This window comes from Cupriavidus sp. U2, from assembly GCF_009663685.2.
In the GTDB taxonomy this organism is placed as follows: domain Bacteria; phylum Pseudomonadota; class Gammaproteobacteria; order Burkholderiales; family Burkholderiaceae; genus Cupriavidus; species Cupriavidus necator_C.
This window is the reverse complement of record NZ_RCOG02000027.1, coordinates 167,023-187,998: the sequence shown is the minus strand read 5'-3', so window position 1 is coordinate 187,998 and position 20,976 is coordinate 167,023. Positions and strand designations below refer to the sequence as shown.

19 protein-coding genes are annotated in these 20,976 nt (G+C 67.9%); 12 read left to right on the top strand and 7 right to left on the bottom strand.

The features are described from left to right. The first annotated feature begins 13 nt into the window (after window positions 1-13). Together D9X30_RS20420 and D9X30_RS20415 are read left to right on the top strand one after the other, a co-directional pair. Complete coding sequence (locus D9X30_RS20420) at window positions 14-883, top strand: ABC transporter permease (RefSeq protein WP_153946034.1); 870 nt, start codon at window positions 14-16, stop codon at window positions 881-883. A 67-nt stretch (window positions 884-950) separates the two neighbouring features. Beyond that, a complete protein-coding gene (locus D9X30_RS20415) occupies window positions 951-1,718 on the top strand; it encodes a class I SAM-dependent methyltransferase (protein ID WP_153946035.1) in 768 nt (255 codons plus the stop codon). On the opposite strand, the gene D9X30_RS20410 is transcribed toward D9X30_RS20415, so the two are convergent. Beyond that, window positions 1,719-2,945, bottom strand: coding sequence for an MFS transporter (locus D9X30_RS20410; RefSeq protein ID WP_153946036.1), 1,227 nt, complete (start codon window positions 2,943-2,945; stop codon window positions 1,719-1,721). Between the two features lie 192 nt (window positions 2,946-3,137). On the opposite strand from D9X30_RS20410, the gene D9X30_RS20405 reads away from it, so the two are divergent. From D9X30_RS20405 to D9X30_RS20395, 3 genes are all read left to right on the top strand, one after another. Then, complete coding sequence (locus tag D9X30_RS20405) at window positions 3,138-3,911, top strand: IclR family transcriptional regulator (RefSeq protein ID WP_153946037.1); 774 nt, start codon at window positions 3,138-3,140, stop codon at window positions 3,909-3,911. Window positions 3,912-4,146: 235 nt separating this feature from the next. Beyond that, entirely contained in the window at window positions 4,147-5,388 is a 1,242-nt protein-coding gene (locus D9X30_RS20400; RefSeq protein WP_249641024.1) for a GGDEF domain-containing protein, read from the top strand. 123 nt (window positions 5,389-5,511) lie between these two features. After that, complete coding sequence (locus tag D9X30_RS20395; RefSeq protein WP_249641023.1) at window positions 5,512-5,985, top strand: PaaI family thioesterase; 474 nt, start codon at window positions 5,512-5,514, stop codon at window positions 5,983-5,985. Window positions 5,986-6,006: 21 nt separating this feature from the next. On the opposite strand, the gene D9X30_RS20390 is transcribed toward D9X30_RS20395, so the two are convergent. The 4 genes from D9X30_RS20390 to D9X30_RS20375 are packed head-to-tail and all read right to left on the bottom strand — an operon-like array spanning window position 6,007 to window position 10,020. Continuing rightward, window positions 6,007-7,080: a VWA domain-containing protein gene (locus tag D9X30_RS20390; RefSeq protein ID WP_153946038.1), complete on the bottom strand. Its 1,074-nt coding sequence runs from the start codon at window positions 7,078-7,080 to the stop codon at window positions 6,007-6,009. Next, entirely contained in the window at window positions 7,077-8,075 is a 999-nt protein-coding gene (locus tag D9X30_RS20385; protein WP_153946039.1) for a DUF58 domain-containing protein, read from the bottom strand. Before D9X30_RS20385 ends, D9X30_RS20390 begins: the two co-directional genes overlap by 4 nt. After that, entirely contained in the window at window positions 8,053-9,066 is a 1,014-nt protein-coding gene (locus D9X30_RS20380) for an AAA family ATPase (RefSeq protein ID WP_153946040.1), read from the bottom strand. Before D9X30_RS20380 ends, D9X30_RS20385 begins: the two co-directional genes overlap by 23 nt. A 12-nt stretch (window positions 9,067-9,078) precedes the next feature. After that, entirely contained in the window at window positions 9,079-10,020 is a 942-nt protein-coding gene (locus D9X30_RS20375) for a S1C family serine protease (protein WP_153946041.1), read from the bottom strand. Window positions 10,021-10,092: 72 nt separating this feature from the next. Here D9X30_RS20375 and D9X30_RS20370 point away from each other — a divergent pair, with 72 nt between their 5' ends. The 7 genes from D9X30_RS20370 (at window position 10,093) to D9X30_RS20340 (ending at window position 17,537) form a co-directional block, all read left to right on the top strand. Further along, entirely contained in the window at window positions 10,093-11,157 is a 1,065-nt protein-coding gene (locus D9X30_RS20370; RefSeq protein ID WP_153946042.1) for a VWA domain-containing protein, read from the top strand. A gap of 213 nt (window positions 11,158-11,370) precedes the next feature. Then, window positions 11,371-12,372 (top strand): class I SAM-dependent methyltransferase, encoded by a 1,002-nt coding sequence (locus D9X30_RS20365; RefSeq protein WP_228770767.1) that lies wholly within the window; start codon window positions 11,371-11,373, stop codon window positions 12,370-12,372. 87 nt (window positions 12,373-12,459) lie between these two features. Continuing rightward, entirely contained in the window at window positions 12,460-13,362 is a 903-nt protein-coding gene (locus D9X30_RS20360; RefSeq protein ID WP_153946043.1) for a LysR substrate-binding domain-containing protein, read from the top strand. 143 nt (window positions 13,363-13,505) lie between these two features. Continuing rightward, on the top strand, window positions 13,506-14,255 hold the full coding sequence (locus D9X30_RS20355) for an SDR family NAD(P)-dependent oxidoreductase (RefSeq protein WP_153946044.1): 750 nt from the start codon (window positions 13,506-13,508) through the stop codon (window positions 14,253-14,255). A gap of 84 nt (window positions 14,256-14,339) precedes the next feature. Beyond that, complete coding sequence (locus D9X30_RS20350) at window positions 14,340-15,671, top strand: MFS transporter (protein ID WP_153946045.1); 1,332 nt, start codon at window positions 14,340-14,342, stop codon at window positions 15,669-15,671. Window positions 15,672-15,690: 19 nt separating this feature from the next. Then, window positions 15,691-16,536: a transketolase gene (locus D9X30_RS20345; protein ID WP_153946046.1), complete on the top strand. Its 846-nt coding sequence runs from the start codon at window positions 15,691-15,693 to the stop codon at window positions 16,534-16,536. Continuing rightward, entirely contained in the window at window positions 16,533-17,537 is a 1,005-nt protein-coding gene (locus D9X30_RS20340; RefSeq protein WP_153946047.1) for a transketolase family protein, read from the top strand. Before D9X30_RS20345 ends, D9X30_RS20340 begins: the two co-directional genes overlap by 4 nt. On the opposite strand, the gene D9X30_RS20335 is transcribed toward D9X30_RS20340, so the two are convergent. Together D9X30_RS20335 and D9X30_RS20330 are read right to left on the bottom strand one after the other, a co-directional pair. Next, window positions 17,538-19,901 carry a cytochrome P450/oxidoreductase gene (locus tag D9X30_RS20335; RefSeq protein WP_153946048.1) on the bottom strand — a complete coding sequence of 788 codons (2,364 nt, stop codon included), beginning with the start codon at window positions 19,899-19,901 and terminating at the stop codon, window positions 17,538-17,540. 29 nt (window positions 19,902-19,930) lie between these two features. Continuing rightward, window positions 19,931-20,902, bottom strand: a complete 972-nt coding sequence (locus tag D9X30_RS20330; RefSeq protein WP_153946049.1) for a Bug family tripartite tricarboxylate transporter substrate binding protein — start codon at window positions 20,900-20,902, stop codon at window positions 19,931-19,933. Between the last annotated feature and the right edge of the window lie 74 nt (window positions 20,903-20,976).

Genomic DNA, 20,976 nt, shown 5'->3' with positions numbered 1-20,976 from the left:
CTACTGCCAGATCATGTCGACGATCCTCCCCACCCTGCGCCCCGAATACGAGCGCGAACTCGAACCCTTCACGGCCGTGCCGCTGTCCCGTGCGCTGCCGTGGTACCGGCAGCTGTGGCAGCAGGGCTGGCTGCGCAAGGCCTTGATCCTGCTGGTGCTGGCCGTTGCCTGGGAAGCCATCGCCCGCGTGCAGGACAACGACCTGTTGCTGCCCACCTTCCTGGCCACGGCGCGCGCGTTCGCGGCGGCCATCGCCAGCGGCGAGCTGCCGGGCAAGGCCGTGGTGTCGCTGTCGATCCTGTTGCAGGGCTACGCGGCCGGGATCGTGCTGGCGTTTGCGCTGACCACCCTGGCGGTGTCGACGCGCATCGGGCGCGATCTGCTCGATACGCTGACGGCCATGTTCAACCCGCTGCCGGCCATCGCGTTGCTGCCGCTGGCGTTGCTGTGGTTCGGGCTGGGTACCGGCAGCCTGGTGTTCGTGCTGATTCATTCGGTGCTGTGGCCGCTGGCGCTGAATACCTACGCGGGGTTTCGTGGCGTGCCCGAAACGCTGCGCATGGCGGGCCGCAACTATGGGCTGCGCGGCCTGCGCTATGTGGTGCTGATCCTCGTGCCGGCGGCGCTGCCGGCCATCCTGTCGGGCCTCAAGATCGGCTGGGCGTTTGCCTGGCGCACGCTGATCGCGGCCGAACTGGTGTTTGGCGCGTCGTCGGGCAAGGGCGGGCTGGGCTGGTACATCTTCCAGAACCGCAACGAGCTTTACACCGATCGCGTCTTCGCCGGCCTGGCCACGGTGATCCTGATCGGGCTGGCGGTGGAAGGGCTGGTCTTTACCACGCTGGAACGCCTGACGGTACGCCGCTGGGGCCTGCAGCACTGAAAGAGGCCGTGCCGCCTGCGGCGGTGCGACTTGTCGATGTCACGCCGCCGGCGTATCGTGCGGGGTCATGACGACTATCCATCATGCCGCCGCCCAGGGCTTCTCGTCCCAGGCCGATACCTACGCCCGCGGGCGTCCCGATTATCCCGCCGAACTCGCCGCCTGGCTGCGCGACACGCTGGGCCTGGCACCCGGCAAGACCGTGGTCGACCTGGGCGCCGGCACAGGCAAGTTCACGCGCCTGCTGCTGCCCACCGGCGCCAGCGTCATTGCCGTGGAACCGGTCGATGCCATGCGGGCCCAGCTTTCGGCCAGGTTGCCGGCGGTGCGCGCCTTGCAGGGCAGCGCGGAATCGATGCCGCTGCCCGACGCCAGCGTGGACGCCGTGGTCTGCGCGCAGGCCTTTCACTGGTTTGCCAATGCCGCCGCCATGCGCGAAATCGGCCGTGTGCTGAAGCCGGGCGGCCGGCTCGGGCTGGTCTGGAATGTGCGCGACGAATCGGTGGGCTGGGTGGCCAGGCTGACCGAGATCATGACGCCCTACGAGGGCGATGCGCCGCGCTTCTACAAGGGCGACTGGAAGAAGGTCTTCCCGGCCGATGGCTTCGGGCCGCTTGGCCTGACGCGCTTTCCCTATACGCATACCGGCGCGCCGGAGCAGGTGATCGTAGACCGCGTGATGTCGGTCAGCTTTATCGCGTCACTGCCGCAGCCCGAGCAGGACGCCGTGCGTGCGCGCCTGCATGCGGTGATCGACGGCGATCCGGCGCTGCAGGGCCGCGACCAGGTGTCGTTTCCCTACAGTACCGAAGCGTATTGCTGCGAACGTCTGTAATCAGGTGGCGGGGGCGAGCTGGCCGCGATACCGCGCGGCCAGCAACTGGCTCAGCACCAGCGCCAGCACGGCGCTCAGCGCGGCAAACAGGTAGACGCCCGGGTAGTTGCCCTGCGCGGCGATCCAGCCGGCCACCGGGCCGGTCAGGCCCAGCGCGAAATCGAGGAACAGCGCGTAGGCGCCCAGCGCCGAGCCACGATTGGTGGCCGGCACGCGCTTGACCGCTTCCATGCCCAGCGCGGGGAACACCAGCGAAAAGCCGAAGCCCACCACGGCCGCCCCTGCCAGCGCCTGCCAGGGCGCGTGGGCCATCCAGATGATGCCCAGGCCCGCGGCTTCCACGGCAAACGACACCAGCGCCACGGCATAGCCGCCGAACCGCGCGATGGCGTCGGCCATCACCAGGCGCGTCAGCACGAAGCAGGTGCCGAGCGCCGTCAGCGCCAGCGCGGCGTGGTCCCAGCCCTTGCTGTTGTAGTAGAGCGTGATGAACGCCGTGATCACGCCAAAGCCGACCGAGCCCAGCGCGAGGCACAGGCCGAACGGCGTCATGGCGCGGAAGACGCGGCGGAACGGCAGACGGTCGCCCTTGAGCACCGGCACCGGCGGGCGGCGTCGCGCCAGCAGCAGCGACGCGCCGGCAATCAGCGTGGTGACCACGCCAATCGCGCCCAGGCCGCCCCATTTGGCCAGCACCACGCCTGCCGGCGCGCCCACGGCCAGCGCGCCATACGTGGTGATTCCGTTCCACGAGATCACCTTGGCGGTGTGCCGCGCGCCGGCGCTCCCGATGCCCCAGGCGATGGTGCCCGTGGTGACCAGGCTTTCGCCCGCGCCCAGCATCAGGCGTCCTGCCAGCAGCCAGGCCAGCCCCAGCCAGTCGCTTCCGGCGAACAGCGACGCCACCAGAGTCAGCACGCCGCTGCCCGTGACCAGCGCCAGGCCGGTCAGCACCGAGCGTTGCGGGCCTTGCGTGTCGCACAGCGTGCCGGCCCACGGGCGGCTCATCAGCGTGGCCAGGTACTGGATGCTCACCGCCAGGCCAGCCAGGACGGCGCTGTAGCCCAGGTCGCCGTGGACGAAGCCCGGCACCACGGCAATCGGCAGGCCAACGGCCAGATAGGCGATGAAGTTGAAGAACACGACGGCAAGGATGCGGCGCGTCACTTGGCCGGAGGCGGATTCGCCATGCGGTGGCGTGATCGATGGATGACTCGGGGCGGACATGGGTGATTCAGGAGGCGCGGGTGGGCCGGGATGCGGATCGCCTGGTACGACGACCTAGGGAAAACCCGGAAGGCGCCATCATACCGGCATTGCGGCCATCGCGCCGGGCATTGATGCGCCCGTGTGGTTGCATTGACAACAGCCGGGCCGTTCTATACGGTGGACGCCCGTTCCAATGTGTCCTGCCTGCCCATGCCACGCAAAGCCGCCCAGCTGTCCGAAGCCGACAAGAACGCCGCCGATGGCGGCGCGATTGCCGTCGATCGGGCGCTTTTCGTGCTGTCGGTCTTCCGCGAGGGCGACACGTCGCTGGGTCTGGCCGAATTGGCGCAGCGCAGCGGCCTGTACAAGAGCACGCTGCTGCGGCTGCTGGCTTCGCTGGAACATGCACGGCTGATCCAGCGCCTACCCGACGGCCGCTATGCGCTGGGCTCCGAAGTGGCACGGCTCAACGCGGTCTACGCGGCGTCGTTCTCGCTGGAGGGTGTGGTGATGCCGGCCCTGCGCGAACTGGTGCGCGTGACCCGGGAATCGGCCGCGTTCCACGTCGAGCAGGGCGAGCACCGCCTGTGCCTGTATCGCGTCGATTCGCCGCAGCCGGTGCGCGACCATATCCGCGCCGGCGACCTGCTGCCGCGTAACCGTGGCGCGGGCGGACGCGTGCTGCGGGCCTTTGCCGGGGCGCGTGGCGAGATCTACCAGCGGATTCGCGACGAAGGCGTGATCGCCATGGTGGGCGACCGCAGCCCCGATATCGCCGGCGTGTCCTCGCCGGTGTTCGGCCCCGGTGGCGAACTGAAGGGGGCGCTGACGCTCACGTGCCCGACGCCGCGCTTCAGCGAGGCCTTCCGCGATCAGGTGCTGGATGCCGCCCGCGCGTTGACGCTGGCACTGGGCGGCACGTTCCCGGAGGTCAGGCCAGCCCGCGCCGGATCGTCGACGACCACCCCGCTGCAGGACGACTGAGCATTCCGCCCAGCGCGATCCGCAGGGTGCAAGCCATTGCAAAAATGCGACGGGTACCCGGCTTGCCGGGGGTGCGCCGCGGCCGGTCAGCGGGCTATGATGCGTGATTTCGCCGCTTCTTTTGCTGTCCCTTCGCGGCGTTCCCATTCGCTGTTCTTCACGTCCGGTCACCCAGCAAGGGTTAACGTGCATAACGGCAGCCGCCCCCGGTAGCTTTAAGAGGAAACGGATTCCCGTGCACCTGGCTCAGCAGACGATTCTGGTCGTCATGATGGTGGTGTTTTCCAGCACGCTGGTCATGGCCGCGGGGCTGGTTCTCGCGCTGCGCGCCAGCGAGGCAGGGCGCCTGTGGGCGGTCGGGCATGTGGTGGCATCGGGCGCCGGCCTGGTAGTGGCCGCCAGCGTCGCCGGCGAATCGCTGCAGCTATCGGCGCTGGGCGCCGGCGCCTATCTGATTGGCCGGCTGACCATCTATCGTGGCGTGCGTGTCTATTACGGACTGGCGGACCTTGCGCTGCCGTTGCGCGTCGTCGGCCTGATCACGCTGGTGCTGCTGGTGCTGATGTCCGGCCTGTCGGACGGCCGCGTGCTGCTGCACGGCGTGGCGTACGGCATGCTGGCCATGATCTCGTTCATTACCATCGTCACGATGTTGCGCAGCCGCCGTGGCCGCACCAGCATCGGCGGGCCGCTGGTGCTGGCATCGCACCTTGTGCTGCTTGGCTCGCAGGTGGCGGCGCTCAGCTACGGCGCCGCGTTCAAGGGGCTGGCCATCACGCCGTTCTTCCTGCAGACCAGTGCGTCGATCTGGCCACTGGCACCGCTGGTGGCCGTGCTGCTGGGCCTGTTCGGCTTCAGCCTGATGGCGATGGAACAGATCATCGCCCGTAACGAAAGCGGCGCGCGCCTCGACGCGCTGACCGGCCTGCTCAATCGCGGCGCGCTCGACATGACCGCGATGGGTTTGGTGGCGCGCTGGCAGCGCGACGGCGACCCGCTGTCGTGCCTGGTGATCGACGTCGACCATTTCAAGCGTGTCAACGACCGGCACGGCCACCACGCCGGCGACCAGGTGCTGCGCGACATCGCCGCCGCGCTCGACAACTCGCGGCGCGCGTCGGACATTGCCGCGCGCTACGGCGGCGAGGAATTCTGCATCCTCTGCCCGCATACCGACGAGCATCAGGCCACGGCGCTGGCCAACCGTATCCTGCGCAAGGTCAGGGCGATTGCGTTGCCCGATGGCGACGGCCCCGGCTGCGGCCATGCCAGCGTCAGCATCGGCGTGGCACAGCTGCATGGCGGACCGTCGAGCCGCGACGGCCTGTGGCGCAGCCTGTTCGCCGAAGCAGACCGTGCGCTCTACATGGCCAAGCAGCGCGGCCGCGACCAGTTCGTGCTGGCCTCCAGCATGCGGCCCGACGACGCGCCGGAGCCCGCCGTCCCGGCCGGGCAGGACTGCGTCACCGCGGCGTGATGGCGGCCTGACCCCACGCCGACTCCGGACGTCCTCGGCCGGCAGCTGCCGGGATATTGGGATAAGCTTGCCCGCTACGCTGCAAGCATCCTTATCCCACCCCCCAAGAATACGGAGACGAGCGTGACCGATTATCACTATGGCGTGGCGAACCCCGCCGACATTGCGGGCATGACGGGCAAGGCCGTGCTGGAGGCCATCGTCGAAGGCCGGCTGCCGCAGCCACCGATTGGCCAGGCGCTGGGTTTCTGGCTGGTCGAAGTGGGCGACGGGTTTGCCGCGTTCGAGGGCGATCCGGGCGTGCATCTTCTCAATCCGATGGGCACCGTGCATGGCGGCTGGGCGCTGACGCTGATCGACAGCGCGACCGGATGCGCGGCCAATTCCGTACTGCCTGCGGGCACCGGCTACACCACTGTGGAAACCCGGGGCAATTTCTCGCGCGCCATCAAGCCCGATACCGGGCGGGTACGTGCCGAAGGGCGGGTCATCACGCAGGGCCGCCAGATCATCACCGCAGACTGCCGCGTGACCGATACCTCGGGCCGCGTGCTGGCGCACGGCACATCCACACTGCTGGTGCTGCAGCCGCGATAGCGGGCCGGCGACGGTCTGAGGCTACAGCACGCGCCCGAACCACCATAGCGACAGCAGCCCCGCGCAGGTTGCCAGCAAGGCGCCCAGCGCGGCAAAGAACGCGGTGACCTCGATCTGGTCGCGCTTGCCATGGGCCAGCCGGGCGTTGATGGCGCGGTACACGGCCTTGAGCCGCGACGCGTCTTCCAGCCGGAAGTACTCGGCACCGGTGGCGTCGGCCACCTGCTTCAGCACCTGTTCGTCGAGCTTGACCCGGGCCGACATGCCGTCGGCCTTGAGCACCACGCCTTCGACGGTGCCCACACCCACCGTGTAGATGCGCACGCCGTGGGCGGCGGCCAGTTGGGCGGCCTGCAGCGCGGCCGGGCCGGCATTGCTCTCGCCGTCGGAGAACAGCACGATCGCACCGGCCGCGTAGGAGCCCGGCGCGACGGGCTCGTCCGTATCGGCCGGCACCGGTTTCGGAATGGGCCCGTCGTCGTTCATCAGCCGCGCCGCGTCTTCCGTCAGTTGTGGCATCAGCGTCGTCAGCGCAATCAGCAGCCCGTTGCCCAGCGCCGTGCCGCCCTGTGGCTGCAGCTTGTCGATGGCGGCGGCCACGTCGTCCTTGCGGCGGCTGGGCGCCTGCGCCACGGCCGCGGTGCCCGCCATCGCCACCACCCCCGTACTGACGCCGGATGGCTGCGCATCGAGCAGCACCTTGGCCGCGCCCTGCGCGGCGCGCAGGCGGCTGGGCTTGACGTCCTGCGCGCGCATGCTGCCCGACAGGTCGATCACCAGCACGACCGTCTCGATCCGTGATGGCAAAACCATCACCGCCTGAGGGCGGGCGATGGCCACTACCAGTGCGGTCAGCGCCAGCAGCGCGAACACGGGCGCCACATGGCGGCGCCAGTTCGCCAGGGCCTTGCCGGCGGTGTTGGCCGCGCCTGCCATGCCGGCGACGCGCAAGGCCGGGTATTGCGCGGCAGCGCGGCGCCGGCGAGCATCGAGCCACAGGTAGCCCGCGCCCAGCAGCAGCACGAGCGCCAGCAGCCACAGCATGGCGGGCCACAGGAAGCTCAGCACCGGCATCCGGTTCAGCGCATCGATCATGCGATGCCCCTGACGGCGTCGCGCGCGGCGCCAAGCCGGCGGCTGCGCTGGCGTGCGAACTGCAGCAGTTCCAGGTCCAGGCGGGTGTCGGTGGACAGGGTCAGACAGTCCACGCCGGCACGGGTAAAGCCCAGGCGCAGTTCGGCCTCGCGGGCCTCGGCGATCGCCGCGAAACGCTGGCGAAAGCCCTTGTCGTGGGTATCCACCACCATCTGCTCGCCCGTTTCGGCGTCCTGCATCACTACCACGCCCAGGTCGGGCAGTGCCAGTTCCAGCGGATCGACCAGCCGCACGGCTACCACTTCGTGGCGCCGCGCCAGCATCGCCAGCGATGCCTGCCAGCCGGGCGCGCTGATGAAGTCCGAGACGACAAACATCACCGAGCGACGCTTCGCGACGGCGCGGGCACGCTCCAGCAGGTCGCGCAGGCGGGTGTCGCCCGGCGATGCGGCTGGCGTGGCGTGCATGCGGTGCAGCAGATGCATCAGGTGGCGGCGGCCGGCGCGCGCCGGCACCACCGCGGCCGAGGCATCGGCCGCGCCGCCGTACAGCACGGTGCCAACGCGATTGCCGTAGCGGGTCAGCAGCAGCGCCATGACGGTGGAAAAATCGGCCAGGAGGTCGCGCTTGCGCACCGTGCCGGACCCGAAATCGACCGATGCGCTGAGGTCCAGCAGAAACCAGGCCGCCACCTCGCGATCCTCCTGGTACTCGCGCACATGCGGCGTCTGCAGCCGGGCCGTGACGTTCCAGTCGATATGGCGCACATCGTCGCCGGGGTGGTACTCGCGTAGGTCCGCCAGATCGAGCCCGAAGCCGCGAAACAGCGTGCGGTAGTCGCCCTGCAGCAGGCCGTCGAGCCGCCGGACTACGGTCCATTCCAGCCGGCGCAGCAGCGCGTCGGTCTGGCTGGCGCCCACGCGCGCCACGCCGTCTCCGGCGACGACGCCTGTCGGGCCGCTTTGGCGCCTCCTAGCGCGCAGTCGCCCGAACATGGGATTCCATGGGCCGTTCGGGCACCGGCAGCGCCTGCAGGATGCGGGCAATCAGCTGGTCGGCCGTCACCGCATCGGAGATCGCCTCGTACGACAGCACGATGCGATGGCGCAGTACGTCGGGCACCAGGTCGGTCACGTCCTCGGGCAGGGCATAGTCGCGGCCGCGCAGGTACGCCAGTGCGCGCGCCCCTTCGATGAGGCCGATCGTGGCGCGCGGGCTGGCCCCGAACGTCACGTAACGCTCCAGATCGTCCAGGCCATGGCTGGAGGGCTTGCGCGTGGCGGCCACCACGCGCACCGCGTACTGGATCAGGCCCGGGTCCACGTACACCTTGCGGCACTCTTCCTGCAGTCCGGCCAGGTGCTCGGGCGTGGCGATCGCGTTCACGCCAATGCGCGGGCCGGTCACGCGGTTGACGATCACGACCTCTTCTTCCTCGGTGGGATAGCCTACCAGCACCTTCATCATGAAGCGGTCCACCTGGGCTTCGGGCAGCGGGTAGGTGCCCTCGGTCTCGATCGGGTTCTGCGTGGCCATGACCAGGAACGGCGCCGGCACCGGATGCGATTCGCCGGCAATGGTCACCTGTTTCTCCTGCATCACTTCCAGCAGTGCACTCTGTACCTTGGCCGGCGCGCGGTTGATTTCGTCGGCCAGCAGCAGGTGAGCGAACACCGGCCCGCGCACCGTGGAGAACTCGCCGGTGCCCTGGTTGTACATGCGGGTGCCGATCAGGTCGGCCGGCAGCAGGTCGGGCGTGAACTGGATGCGCTTGAACGATCCGCTCATGGTCCGTGCCAGCGTGTTGACCGTCAGCGTCTTGGCGAGGCCCGGCACGCCTTCCACGAGCAGGTGCCCGCCGGCCAGCATGGCGACCAGCACCCGTTCCAGGAAGTGGTCCTGTCCCACCACCACGCGCTTCACCTCGTACAGCAGGCGTTCCATCAGGTTGGCGCTGTCGAGGGCGCCGCGGGCTGGGTCGTTCATGGGCCTCCGCGTCTAGAAGGGAGATGATCCAAGGGCCATGCCGGCACTTTCGATCGTGATGGCAAAGCCGATACCGAGAAAGGTGCCGCTCGGGTTGGGGTTGAGGATGGCGGTGACGATGCCCACCACCTCGCCATTCATGTTCACCAGCGGCCCCCCCGAGTTGCCGGGATTGGCCGCCGCATCGAACTGGATGAGCTTGTCGAGCTTCTGCTTGCGGTCCGGTGACACGAACTGCCGGTCAAGCCCGGAGATCACGCCGGCGGACACCGAAGGGCCGATGCCGAACGGAAAGCCCACCGCCACGACCTCCATACCTGGCGCCAGGTTCTGGCTGGACCCGAGCGTGGCGGCTGGCAGGTCGTCGGGGATCGATTTCGGCTGCACGATGGCCAGGTCCTTCTCGGGCATCGCCTGCAGCAGCGAGGCTTCCGATGTCTGGCCGTTGTGGAAGGTGACCTCCAGCCGGCTGGCATCGGCCACCACGTGGTAGTTCGTGATGATGGTGCCGGTTTCGGTGACGACCACGCCGGACCCGATGTGGCGGGCTTCCGACCTGGCTTCGGGCTGCTCGCTGCGCCGGGGGGGATCGGTCGCGGCGGCTTCATCGCGCTGTGGGCTGGCGTTCGGCGCCGCCTTCGGTGCGGCCTTCTGGGCGGCTTTCGATCTGGCGTCGGGCGGATCGCGCTTTGCCTTGGCGGCGGGCGGCGGATCGGGTGCCTTGTCGGGCGCGAAGCTGCGGATCTCGACCACCGATTCGCGGATGGATTCGGCGGCCCGGGCGGCCTGGGATGGCAGCGTCTTGGTCTGCAGCGTGTGCAGCACGGCGGCGTCGATGTCGGCCTGCGTGAGCTTGCGCGGCGGTGGCTGAGCCAGCCACGAAACCGATGCGCCTGCGGCAAATACCAGGACGACGGCCACTGAAACCAACCCGTAGATCGTCACCCGTTTCATCGCAGCCCCCGGTTCCGTCGCGCCTTAAAAAATACAGTACCATCCTCTTACTCACGCGCCAAGGAGCAGGGCATGCAGTTTCTCTGGCCGCAAATGCTCTGGCTGCTGCTTTTGCTCCCACTGCTGGCAGCCGCCTACGTGTATCTGATCGCACGGCGCAAGAAGGCGGCCCTGCTTTATGCCAGCCTTGCATTGCCGCGCGCCGCGCTGGGGCCCGGCCAACGCCTGCGGCGCCACATTCCCCCCGTTCTGTTCCTGCTTGCACTGGGTGCCGCCTTGCTGGCCTGCGCGCGGCCCAGCGCCACCATCACGCTGCCTTCGGACACCATCACGCTGGTGCTGGCGATGGATGTCTCGCGCAGCATGGAGGCCACCGACGTGGCACCCACGCGCATCGCCGCCGCCCAGCAGGCCGCGCGTGACCTCGTGGTGGGGCTGCCGTCGAGTGTGCGGCTGGGCATTGTCTCGTTCGCGGCCACCGCTGCGGAAGTGCTGGCACCGACCGATAACCGCCAGGACATGCTCGACGCGCTCGACCGCTTCCAGCTGCAGCGCGGCACGGCCACCGGCAGCGGCCTGATACAGGCCCTGGCCGTATTGTTTCCCAATGATGGCATCGACCTCGAAGCCGTCCTGTTCAACGACGGGGCACCATTGCTGGGCAGGCCCGCCACGTCACTTGACGAAGCCGCTGCGGCAGACGCCGCGCGCAAGCGCGCGAAGGAGCGGCCACCGGTGCAGCCGGGCTCGTACCGGCACGGCGCGGTCATCCTGCTCAGCGACGGCCGCCGTACCACCGGCCCGGACCCGCTGGACGCTGCGCGCATGGCCGCCCAGCGGGGCGTACGCGTGTACACCGTGGGCTTTGGATCGGCGCAGGGCGGCGTGGCTGGCGAGCCGGTGCTGTCCTACTTCATGCAGCTCGACGAGCCCTCCTTGCGCGCCGTCGCCAATATCACCGGCGGCGAATACTTCCAGGCCGGCTCGGCGGCCGACCTGAGCCGCGTGTACCGCCAGCTCAGCGCACGTTTTGCGCTGGAGCGCAGGGAGACCGAAGTCGGCGCGCTGTTCGCGGCGGTCGCCGGCCTTCTGCTGGTGGCGGCATGTGCGCTTTCCATCCTCTGGTTCCGGCGCTGACCCGCGTTATGTGGGCTACCGCACCAACTGCGCACAAATGGCGGCTTTTCGGACAGTGCTGCATTGCGGCATGACTGCTTAACTTTTCCGAAATGTGTCAAACGGCCGTGCCGCAGCGCACTTGCCGACCCAGTCCCATACCCTGAATTTCCCGCCAACGGTCGCGCAGCCGCGCGATGCCGGGAATATTCTTTTTGCCTTGGTGGGGGAGACATGGAACAGTCCGATACGCTTGCAGCAGCCGGGCCGGAACCTGTGACGGCGGCCCGCTCGCCGATGGCCACGCCACGGCGGCATCCCGAAGCGCGGAATGGTCGTGGCCACGACTACCTGCAACGCCTCCGGCCCTATCTGAAGGCGGGGGCTTGCGTGCAGGATGGCTGGCTTCCCCGGGCGCCGATCCGCTATACGCGCGGCATGCTCGCCAATGCACACTACTTCAGTCATCCCAAATGGATGGACGACTGGCTGGCCAATGTCCATCGCTATCCGCAATGGCGCGAACGCTGGCATGCCGTGACGGGACCGCTCGACGGCAAGGTACTGGTGGACGTGGGTTGCGGCCCCGGCAACGTGCTTGCCACACTGGGCGGCGCGCCGCGCGTGGCCATCGGCGTGGACGTCGCGGAGGGCAGCCTGCAGCGCGCAGCCGGCGTTGGCTATGTCCCGCTGCAAGCCGATGCGCACGACATGCCGCTGGCCACGGGCATTGCCGACATCGTGGCCATCAACGGGTCGCTGCACCACTGCGACGACATGGCCGCCGTGCTCGTCGAAGCCGCGCGGCTGGTCAAGCCTGGCGGGGTGCTGATCACCGACCATGATCCTCAGTTCACCGCCTGGAACTTCCGCGGGCTGGCCATGCTGATGTGGAGGCTGCGCGTGCCGATCTACCGCTTGCTCAAGCGCGGCGGTCACGCGGCCGCCGATAACGAGCAGTACTGGGCGTTGGCGACCGAGTTGCATCACCGCCCGGGCGATGGTGTGACCGAGACTCTCCTGCGCGGCGTGCTGGAGCCACGCGGATGGCGGGTGAGGGTGCTTCCGCACAATCACATGGTGGGGGCTGAAGTATTCGACGGGCAGATCGGCCCGGCCCCATGGAAGATTCGTATGGCGCAGCGGCTGTCAGGCATCAGGCCAGGCACACCCCAGGCGGCGATGAGCCTGTTCTGCGTCGCCCGGGCGCCTTCTTGCACGTCGATGCCGAGGTAGGGTCGCACGCGATCCCATTGCTTCTGGCGGACCGTGCGGCGCGGCGGAGATAATGGCGGCTGCCGCGTTCAACCTTAGCCGCCCGTCATGCGAATTCCCCCCGTCAAGGCCATCGTCGCCTTCGAAAGCGTCGCCAGGAACAAGAGCGTCAACAAGGCCGCCGAAGAACTGGGGCTGACGGCCTCCGCGGTCAGCCACCAGCTTGCCAGGCTCGAGGAAGCTGTCGGGCAGGCGCTGTTCTTCCGGCAGGGCCGAGGGCTCGTGCTGACGCCGGTGGGCGATCAGTACCTGCGCGACGTCACTGGCGCGCTGGCCGAACTGAGCCGGGCCACCGAACGCGCGTCGAGCCCGGCGGCCGTCGATATCCTCAGAGTCCATACCAGTCCGAGTTTCGGGCTGATGTGGTTGCTGCCCCGGCTGGCATCCTTCCAGGCGGACAACGGCGACATCCAGCTGAACCTCTCATGTTCGTATGAGGACGTGTCCTTCACGGCGGGCTTCTATGACATCGATGTCCGGCATGGCCATGCGCACTGGCGCGACCTGGAGGTGAAGACGCTGCGGCACGAGCGCATCCTGCCAATGGCGTCGCCCGACTATCTGCGTCAGCATCCCGTGCGCGATCCTGCCGATCTGGCCGACCGCCGTCTTATCTACTCCGAAACGCCGCTGGTGCGCTGGCAGCAGTGGTTCGCGCGCTTTGGCGTGCCGGCCGCGCAGAAGTCGTTCGATTTCTCGTTCGACCGCTCGTACATGTCGCTCGAAACCGCCGCGCTGGGGCTCGGTGTCGCGCTGGAAAGCTCGCTGCTGGCATCGGTGATGCTGCGCAACGGCGCGCTGGTGCCCGTGTTCGAGGCGCAATACGCGGTGGAGGTGGCCAGCCACCACGTCGCGTATCCGGCACAGAACGCCGATCTGCCGCGTGTGGCGCGCTTTCTGGCCTGGCTCGACCGCGAGGTCAACCTTCCGCTCGAAGGGGCGGCCGCCTGAGCGTCGCCAAGGGTTTTCCCAAGGGGGGCATCCGCCGACATCTGAAAATTTCTCAACGATAGTTGAGCCCGAATGCATTGATCGACGCTCCGCCTGCGACAAAACTGGACCCATCATCAAGTCGAAACAGAAGGAGACACGAGATGCTGGTCCAGAACAAGGTAGTGATCGTCACGGGTGCCGCCTCGCCGCGCGGTATCGGCAAGGCTACGGCCCGGGCGCTGGCGGCACAAGGCGCCACGGTGGTCATCGTGGATCTGCAGCGGGAAGCGGCCGAAGCGGCTGCCGCCGATCTGGGCGAAGGCCATCTGGGCCTGCGGTGCGATGTCACCGACAAGGCGTCGTGCGAGGCCGCCGTCCACGCGACGCTGCTGCGCTACGGACGCATCGATGGCCTGATCAACAACGCGGGCATCACGCAGCCCATCCGCACACTCGATATCGGCGCCGCGCACTTCGATGCCGTGGTGGACGTCAACCTGCGCGGTACGTTGTACATGTCGCAGGCGGTACTGCCGCAGATGAAGGAACAGAAGCGCGGCAGCATCGTCTGCATGTCGTCGGTGTCGGCCCAGCGCGGCGGCGGCATCTTCGGCGGCCCGCACTACAGCGCCGCCAAGGCTGGCGTGCTGGGTCTGGCCCGCGCCATGGCGCGCGAATTCGGTGGCGACCGCATCCGCGTGAACTCGGTCACGCCGGGCCTGATCCAGACCGATATCACCGGCGACAAGCTCACGCCCGACATGCGCGCCGACATCATCAAGGGCATTCCGCTGGGCCGCCTTGGCGATGCCGACGACGTGGCCAACGCGTGCCTGTTCCTGGTCAGCGACCTGTCCACGTACCTGACCGGCGTCACGCTCGACGTGAACGGCGGCATGCTGATCCACTGAGTTCCGGCGGCCTGCGCACCGCACGGCCGTACCCACCATGTCAACGCACCCGGGACCACCCGGCGCACCGGCAGGAGACATTCCATGAAGACGAAATACGCAGCGTCGGCCATTGCGGCCGACGTGGTGATGCCGCACGCCGATGCGGCCACGTTCGAGTCGCGCACCTATGCCAAGGTCATGCGGCGCCTGATTCCGTTCCTGATGCTGTGCTATCTGGGTGCGTACCTGGATCGCGTCAACGTGGGCTTTGCCAAGCTGCAGATGCTCAATGACCTGCAATTCAGCGAGACGATCTACGGCCTGGGCGCCGGCATCTTCTTCCTTGGCTACTTCATCTTCGAAGTGCCAAGCAACGTGATCCTGCACAAGGTCGGCGCGCGCAACTGGCTGGCGCGCATCATGCTGACGTGGGCGGTCATCTCGGCGGGCTTTGCCTTCGTCAGTACGCCGACGCAGTTCTACGTGCTGCGCTTCCTGCTCGGCGTTGCCGAAGCCGGCTTTGCGCCAGGCGTCATCCTTTACCTGACGTACTGGTTCCCGTCGGAACGCCGCGCCAAGGCGCTGTCGATGTTCTTCATGGCGATTCCGCTGGCAGGCATCATCGGCGGGCCGCTGTCGGGCTGGATCATGCATGCGCTCCACGGGGTGCATGACCTGGCCGGCTGGAAGTGGCTGTTCCTGATCGAGGCGCTGCCGTCGCTGGTGCTCGGCGTTGTGATCCTGTTCTACCTCGATAACGGCATCCAGGGCGCGAAGTGGCTCTCAGACCAGGAAAAGGCGCTGCTGACCCGCAATGTGGAGGGGGATAACGCGCAGAAGGTGCAACACCTGTCGATCCGCGCGTTCATGGCGGACCGGCGCCTGTGGCTGATGGCCGCGATCTATTTCTGTGTGGTGCTGGGCCAGTACGGACTGACCTTCTGGCTGCCGACCATCATCCGCAAGACAGGTGTGTCCGATCCGCTCTGGGTTGGCATTCTGACCGCCGTGCCGTACCTGTGCGCCATCGTCGCGCTACCGTTGATCGGCCGCTCGGCGGATCAACGCCGCGAGCGCCGCCTGCACCTGGCCATCCCCATGCTGGTCGCCGCCGTCGGCTTTGCCACGCTGCCGATGCTGGGCAGTGTCGCGGCCGCCATTGCCTGCCTGTGCGTAGCGGCGGCCGGGATCATGGCCTCGTCGTCCCAGTTCTGGGCGCTGCCCACCGCGCTGCTGGGCGGCATGTCGGCGGCCGCGGGCATTGCCGCGGTGAACTGCGTGGCCAACCTGGCGGGTTTCTTCTCGCCGGCCATCGTCGGCTGGCTCAACGACCTGACTGGCAAGTCCACCGCAGGCCTGATGTTCATCTCGGCAACGGTCGTCTGCGGCGCGCTGCTGGTCTCCCTGGTGCCGGCCCGCGCCGTCAACCGCTGAAATCCTTACTGGAGTCATCATGAGTCGTACCAATCTCGACGCGCCCGTGTCGCTGGCCGAGCGCGCCTACCGTATCCGGCGCAATGCCATCCTGATGGGCGAAGTGCAAGGGCAGGGCTATGTCGGTCAGGCGCTGGACATCGCCGACGTGCTGGCCGTGGCCTACTTTGGCGCCATGAAGTACCGCCCCGAAGATCCCAGATGGGAATGGCGCGACCGCTTCCTGCTGTCCAACGGCCACTACGCCATCGCGCTGTATGCGGCGCTGCTCGAAGCCGGCATCCTGCCGGCCGAGGAACTCGAAACCTACGGCAGCGACGACAGCCGGCTGCCAATGTCGGGCATGGCCAGCTATACGCCTGGCATGGAGATGTCCGGCGGCTCGCTGGGCCAGGGGCTGACGATTGCCGTGGGCCGCTGCCTGGGTCTGAAGCGCAAGGGCTCGGACGCGTTCGTCTACACGCTGTTCTCGGACGGGGAGCTTGACGAAGGGGCCATCTGGGAGGGCATCCTGTCGGCCAGCCACTGGAAACTGGACAACCTGATCGCCATGGTTGACGTGAACAACCAGCAGGCCGACGGCCCGTCCACGCAGATCCTGTCGTTCGAGCCGCTGGTGCCCAAGCTGGAAGCATTCGGCTGGTACGTGCAGCGCGTGGATGGCAACGACATCGACGCCGTCGCCACCGCCTTCCAGAACGCCCGCGCCCATCAGGCGCCGCAGCCGCGCATGATCGTCTGCGATACGCGCATGGGGTGCGGCGTGCCTTTCCTGGAGCAGCGCGAGAAGAACCATTTCATCCGGGTGGAAGCCCACGAATGGCAACTGGCGCTGCAGGCGCTGGAAGCCGGGAGACAAGCATGAGCAATACCATCCAGACCGGCAAGGCCCGGCTCAAGACCTCGGCGATGATCGCCTCGATTGCGGGCGAAGGGCAGGCCACGCGTGCCGCGCCGTTCGGCCATGCGCTGACGGCGCTGGCCGCCCAACGGCCCGACATCATCGGCATGACGGCCGACCTGGGCAAGTACACCGACCTGCATATTTTTGCCAAGGCGTATCCCGGGCGGTACTACCAGATGGGGATGGCCGAACAGTTGCTGATGGGCGCCGCCGCCGGCTTCGCCCATGAAGGGGCGGTGCCGTTCGTCACCACCTACGCGGTGTTCGCGACGCGGCGCGCCTACGACTTCATGCACCAGACGATTGCCGAGGACAACCTCAACGTCAAGATCGTCTGCGCGCTGCCGGGCCTGACCACCGGCTACGGGCCCAGCCACCAGGCGGCGGAAGACCTGGCCCTGATGCGCGCCATGCCCAACATGACGGTGATCGACCCGTGCGACGCGCTCGATATCGAACAGATGGTGCCGGCCATTGCGGCGCATGACGGGCCGGTCTATGCGCGGCTGTTGCGCGGCAATGTGCCGGTGGTGCTGGACGAGTACGACTACACGTTCGAACTGGGAAAAGCCAGGCTGTTGCGCGATGGCGCCGAGGTGCTGATCATCTCGTCGGGCATCATGACGATGCGTGCGCTGGAAGTGGCCAAGGCGCTGGAGGCCGATCGCGTGGGCGTGGCGGTGCTGCATGCGCCAACCATCAAGCCGCTCGACAACGAAACGATCCTGCGCGAAGCCCGCAAGCCGGGCCGCCTGGTGGTGGTGGCCGAGAACCATACGGTGATGGGCGGGCTGGGCGAGGCGGTAGCGGGCACGCTCATGCGCGCGGGCGTGCACGTGCCGTTCCGGCAGGTGGGCCTGCCCGACGCATTCCTTGACGCCGGCGCGCTGCCGACACTGCACGACCGCTATGGCATTTCGTCCGGGGTGATGGGGCAGACCATCAAGGGATGGCTGGGCTAGTCATAGCGCCAGCACGATCTTCCCGCCGCGCGCGGCACGCGAGCAGCACGACATCATCCGGTTGTTTGCGTCGCGCTCGGTGCGGGTGAGCACGACGTCGCGGTGGTCGATGTCGCCATCCAGCACGCGTACCTCGCACGACCCGCACAGGCCTTCCTCGCAGTCGCTCTGCACGTCGATATTGGCGCGGCGCAGCGCGGTGAGCAGGGTCTGGTCGGCCGGAACGTCGAGCGTCAGGCCCGAATCCTTGAGCTCGACGGTGAAGGCCTGTTCTTTCGATGGGTCCAGCGTGCCGAGCGTGGAGCTGAAGTGTTCGACGCGCAGCGTGTCCTCGGGCCAGTTGGCGCAGCAGGTTTCCAGTGCCTCGATCATCCGCGCCGGGCCGCAGGCATAGATTTGCGTGCTGGCGTCCGGGCTCGCGAGCAGTCGGGCAAAGTCGGCGCGGTGGCCTTCATCGGCCGCATGGACATGCAGGCGATTGCCGTGCAGCGCGGCCAGTTCATCAAGCAGGGCCATGGCCTGGCGCGATCGGCCGCAGTAGTGGAATACGTAGTCGATGCCGAGTTCGCGCGCGCGCCGCGCCATGGCGCTGACCGGCGTCACGCCGATGCCGCCGGCCACGAAGATGGCCTTGCGGCAGCTTTCGTCGAGCCGGAAGTGGTTGCGCGGGCCGCGCACCTTGAGCTTGTCGCCGACGCGCAGGTTGGCGTGGATCCAGGCGGAGCCGCCACGGCTTTCCGTCTCGCGCAGCACGGCGATCTCGAACACATTGGCATTGGCCGAGTCGCCGCACAGCGAATACTGGCGCGAGATGCCGGTGTGGCCGCATTCGACGTCGATATGCGCGCCGGGCGTCCAGCGCGGCAGGGGACGCCCGTCCTGCGACGCCAGGCGAATACGCAGCACATCCTGCGCAGCCGGCTCGACCGCCTCGACCACCAGCGTGCGGCCGATATTGCCGGTGGGCTCGCCGATGCGCACCGCGTCGCGGGGTGCCAGCACGGTGGGGTCGGTGCGTTCCGGATTCTGCGCGGGGTCCCATTCCACCCATAAATGCTCGGGGCCGCGGAACGACGTGTTGGGCACGTAGGTGAAGTGCTGGTCGGCAAGCCGCAGGTGCGGCAGTCGGCTGGTCAGCTCTTCGAGGAAGATCTGCATCTCCATGCGCGCCAGATTCTTGCCCATACACTGGTGCGCACCGTACCCAAAGGTGAGCTGGTCGCTGGCGTTGTCGCGGTGGATATCGAACAGGTCGGCATCGGAAAAGTGCCGCTCGTCATGGTTGGCCGACGATGTCACGATCAGCAGCTTGCTGCCGGCCGCCAGCGGGATGCCGCCCACCTCGGTGTCCCGCGTCACCACCCGGCGCCACGCGGCCACCGATCCGTTGTGCCGCAGGCATTCCTCGACGGCATTGGGAATCAGCGCCGGGTCTTCACAGATCTCGCGCCAGACGTCGGGGTGCTGCAGCAGCAGCTTGATCGCGTTGGCCGATGCATTGGCCGTGGTCTCGTGCGCGGCCACGATGCCGGCCATCATCATCGAGTGCAGGTACGAATCGGTGACGACCTCGGGCAGTTCTTTCTGCTTGCGGATGCCGTACTGCATCCAGCCTGCCTCCGACGGGTCTGCACGCATCTTGTCGAGGATACGGCCCGCCAGCTGCCAGAAGTTACCCACGGCATGGGCCACGGCCACCTGTTCCTCGGGCTTTGGCCGGCCCCACGTGTTCACCGTGTGGGCGATCGAATACTGGCGCAGCAGGTCCATGTCTTCCTCGGGCACGCCGAGGAAGTGCAGGGCGACGGTCAGCGGCACCTCCCAGAGCATCTGGTCCACCAGATCGGCGCGGCCGTCGTCGATGAAGCGGTCGACGTATTCCCGCGCCAGCCGGCGCACCAGCGGTTCATGGTGCATCAGTTCCGCCGGGGTGAACGGCTCCATCAGCGCGCGGCGGCGCGGCATGTGGGCCGGTTCGTCCTCGTTGACCAGCGTCCGGTTCATCGCATAGCCATACGACGCCAGCACGGCGTTGGCTTCCTCGCCGGTGGGCGTGATCTTCTCCAGCGCGATGGCCGGGCTGAACGTGAGGTGGTCGCGGAAGATCGCCTTGATGTCGTCGAAGCGTGTCACCACCCAGTAGCCCAATTTGGGGCTGTAGAACACGGGCTCCTGCTCGCGCGACCAGCGCACGTAGTCGGGCGGATCCTGCTGGTAGCCGTCCTCGAACGGATCGAACGCCGCGGCGTTGTGGCTGACCGGGCAGCCGTTCGGCGCCAGAACAGGGGACGCGCCGGCGGCGCGCAGTGCGGTGTGGTCGATCGGGCAACCTGCGCCGTGCGCGGGTGGGATGGACTGGGTCATGCGGAACTCCAGCTACGTGCGGTGGTGCGTCAGTCGAGCGAAATCTTCAGGTCCTGGATCAGCCGGGTCCAGCGCGCGGTCTCGCTGCGCAACAGGTCGGCAAACTGGGCCGGGGTGTTGCCCACGGGCTCCACGCCGAAGTCGACCAGCTTCTTGTGGATGGCGGGGTCTTTCACGGACGCCACGACCTGCCGGTTCAGCGTGTTGATGACCTCGGGCGGGGTGGCGGCCGGCACGACCATGCCCACCAGCGCGGCGGCTTCCACGTTCTTGTAGCCGAGTTCGGCGAAGGTCGGCACATCGGGCAACTGGGGCAGGCGCGTGGCGTTGGCCACCGCCAGCGGGCGCACCTTTCCGCCCTTGATGAAGCCCGCTCCGGCAGCGTAGTCGACCATCATCGCGGGAATCTGGCCGGCGGCCACGTCGGACAGGGCGGGCGCCGCACCGCGATACGGCGCGTGGGTCATGGTCAGGTGGGCTTCGGTCTTGAGCAGCTCCATCGCCAGATGGTGCGGGCTGCCGGCGCCGGCCGATCCGTAGTTCACGCCGCCCGGCGTCGCCTTGACCTGGGCGATGAAGTCCTGCGCGGTCTTGGCCTGGGTGCCCGGGCCGACCACGAGGATCATCGGAAAACGGCCCAGCAGTGTCACGGGCGCGAGGTCGCGCGTGGGGTTGTACGAAAGTGTCTTGTAAAGCGCCGGGTTGAACACCAGCGTGCCGTTGTCGGCCGACAGCACCGTGTAGCCGTCGGGCGCCGAGCGGGCCGTCTCGGACGCGCCAATCGCGGTATTGCCGCCGGGCTTGTTGTCCACCACGACCGGCTGGCTGACGCGGGCGGACAGCCCCTGTCCGATGGTGCGCGCCAGGAAATCCGATCCGCCGCCGGCCGGGTAGGGCACGATCCACCGGATCGGCTTGGCAGGCCAGGGATCGGCGGCATGTGCGCCGGTGACCACTGCAAAGGACAGCGCAAGCAGCGCGATGGGGTGGAATCGGGGCATCGGGTTGTCTCCTCGGGATTTGGCCGCATAGTGGTCGGCCTGTTTTGCGTAAATCATATACGCATTGCGTAATT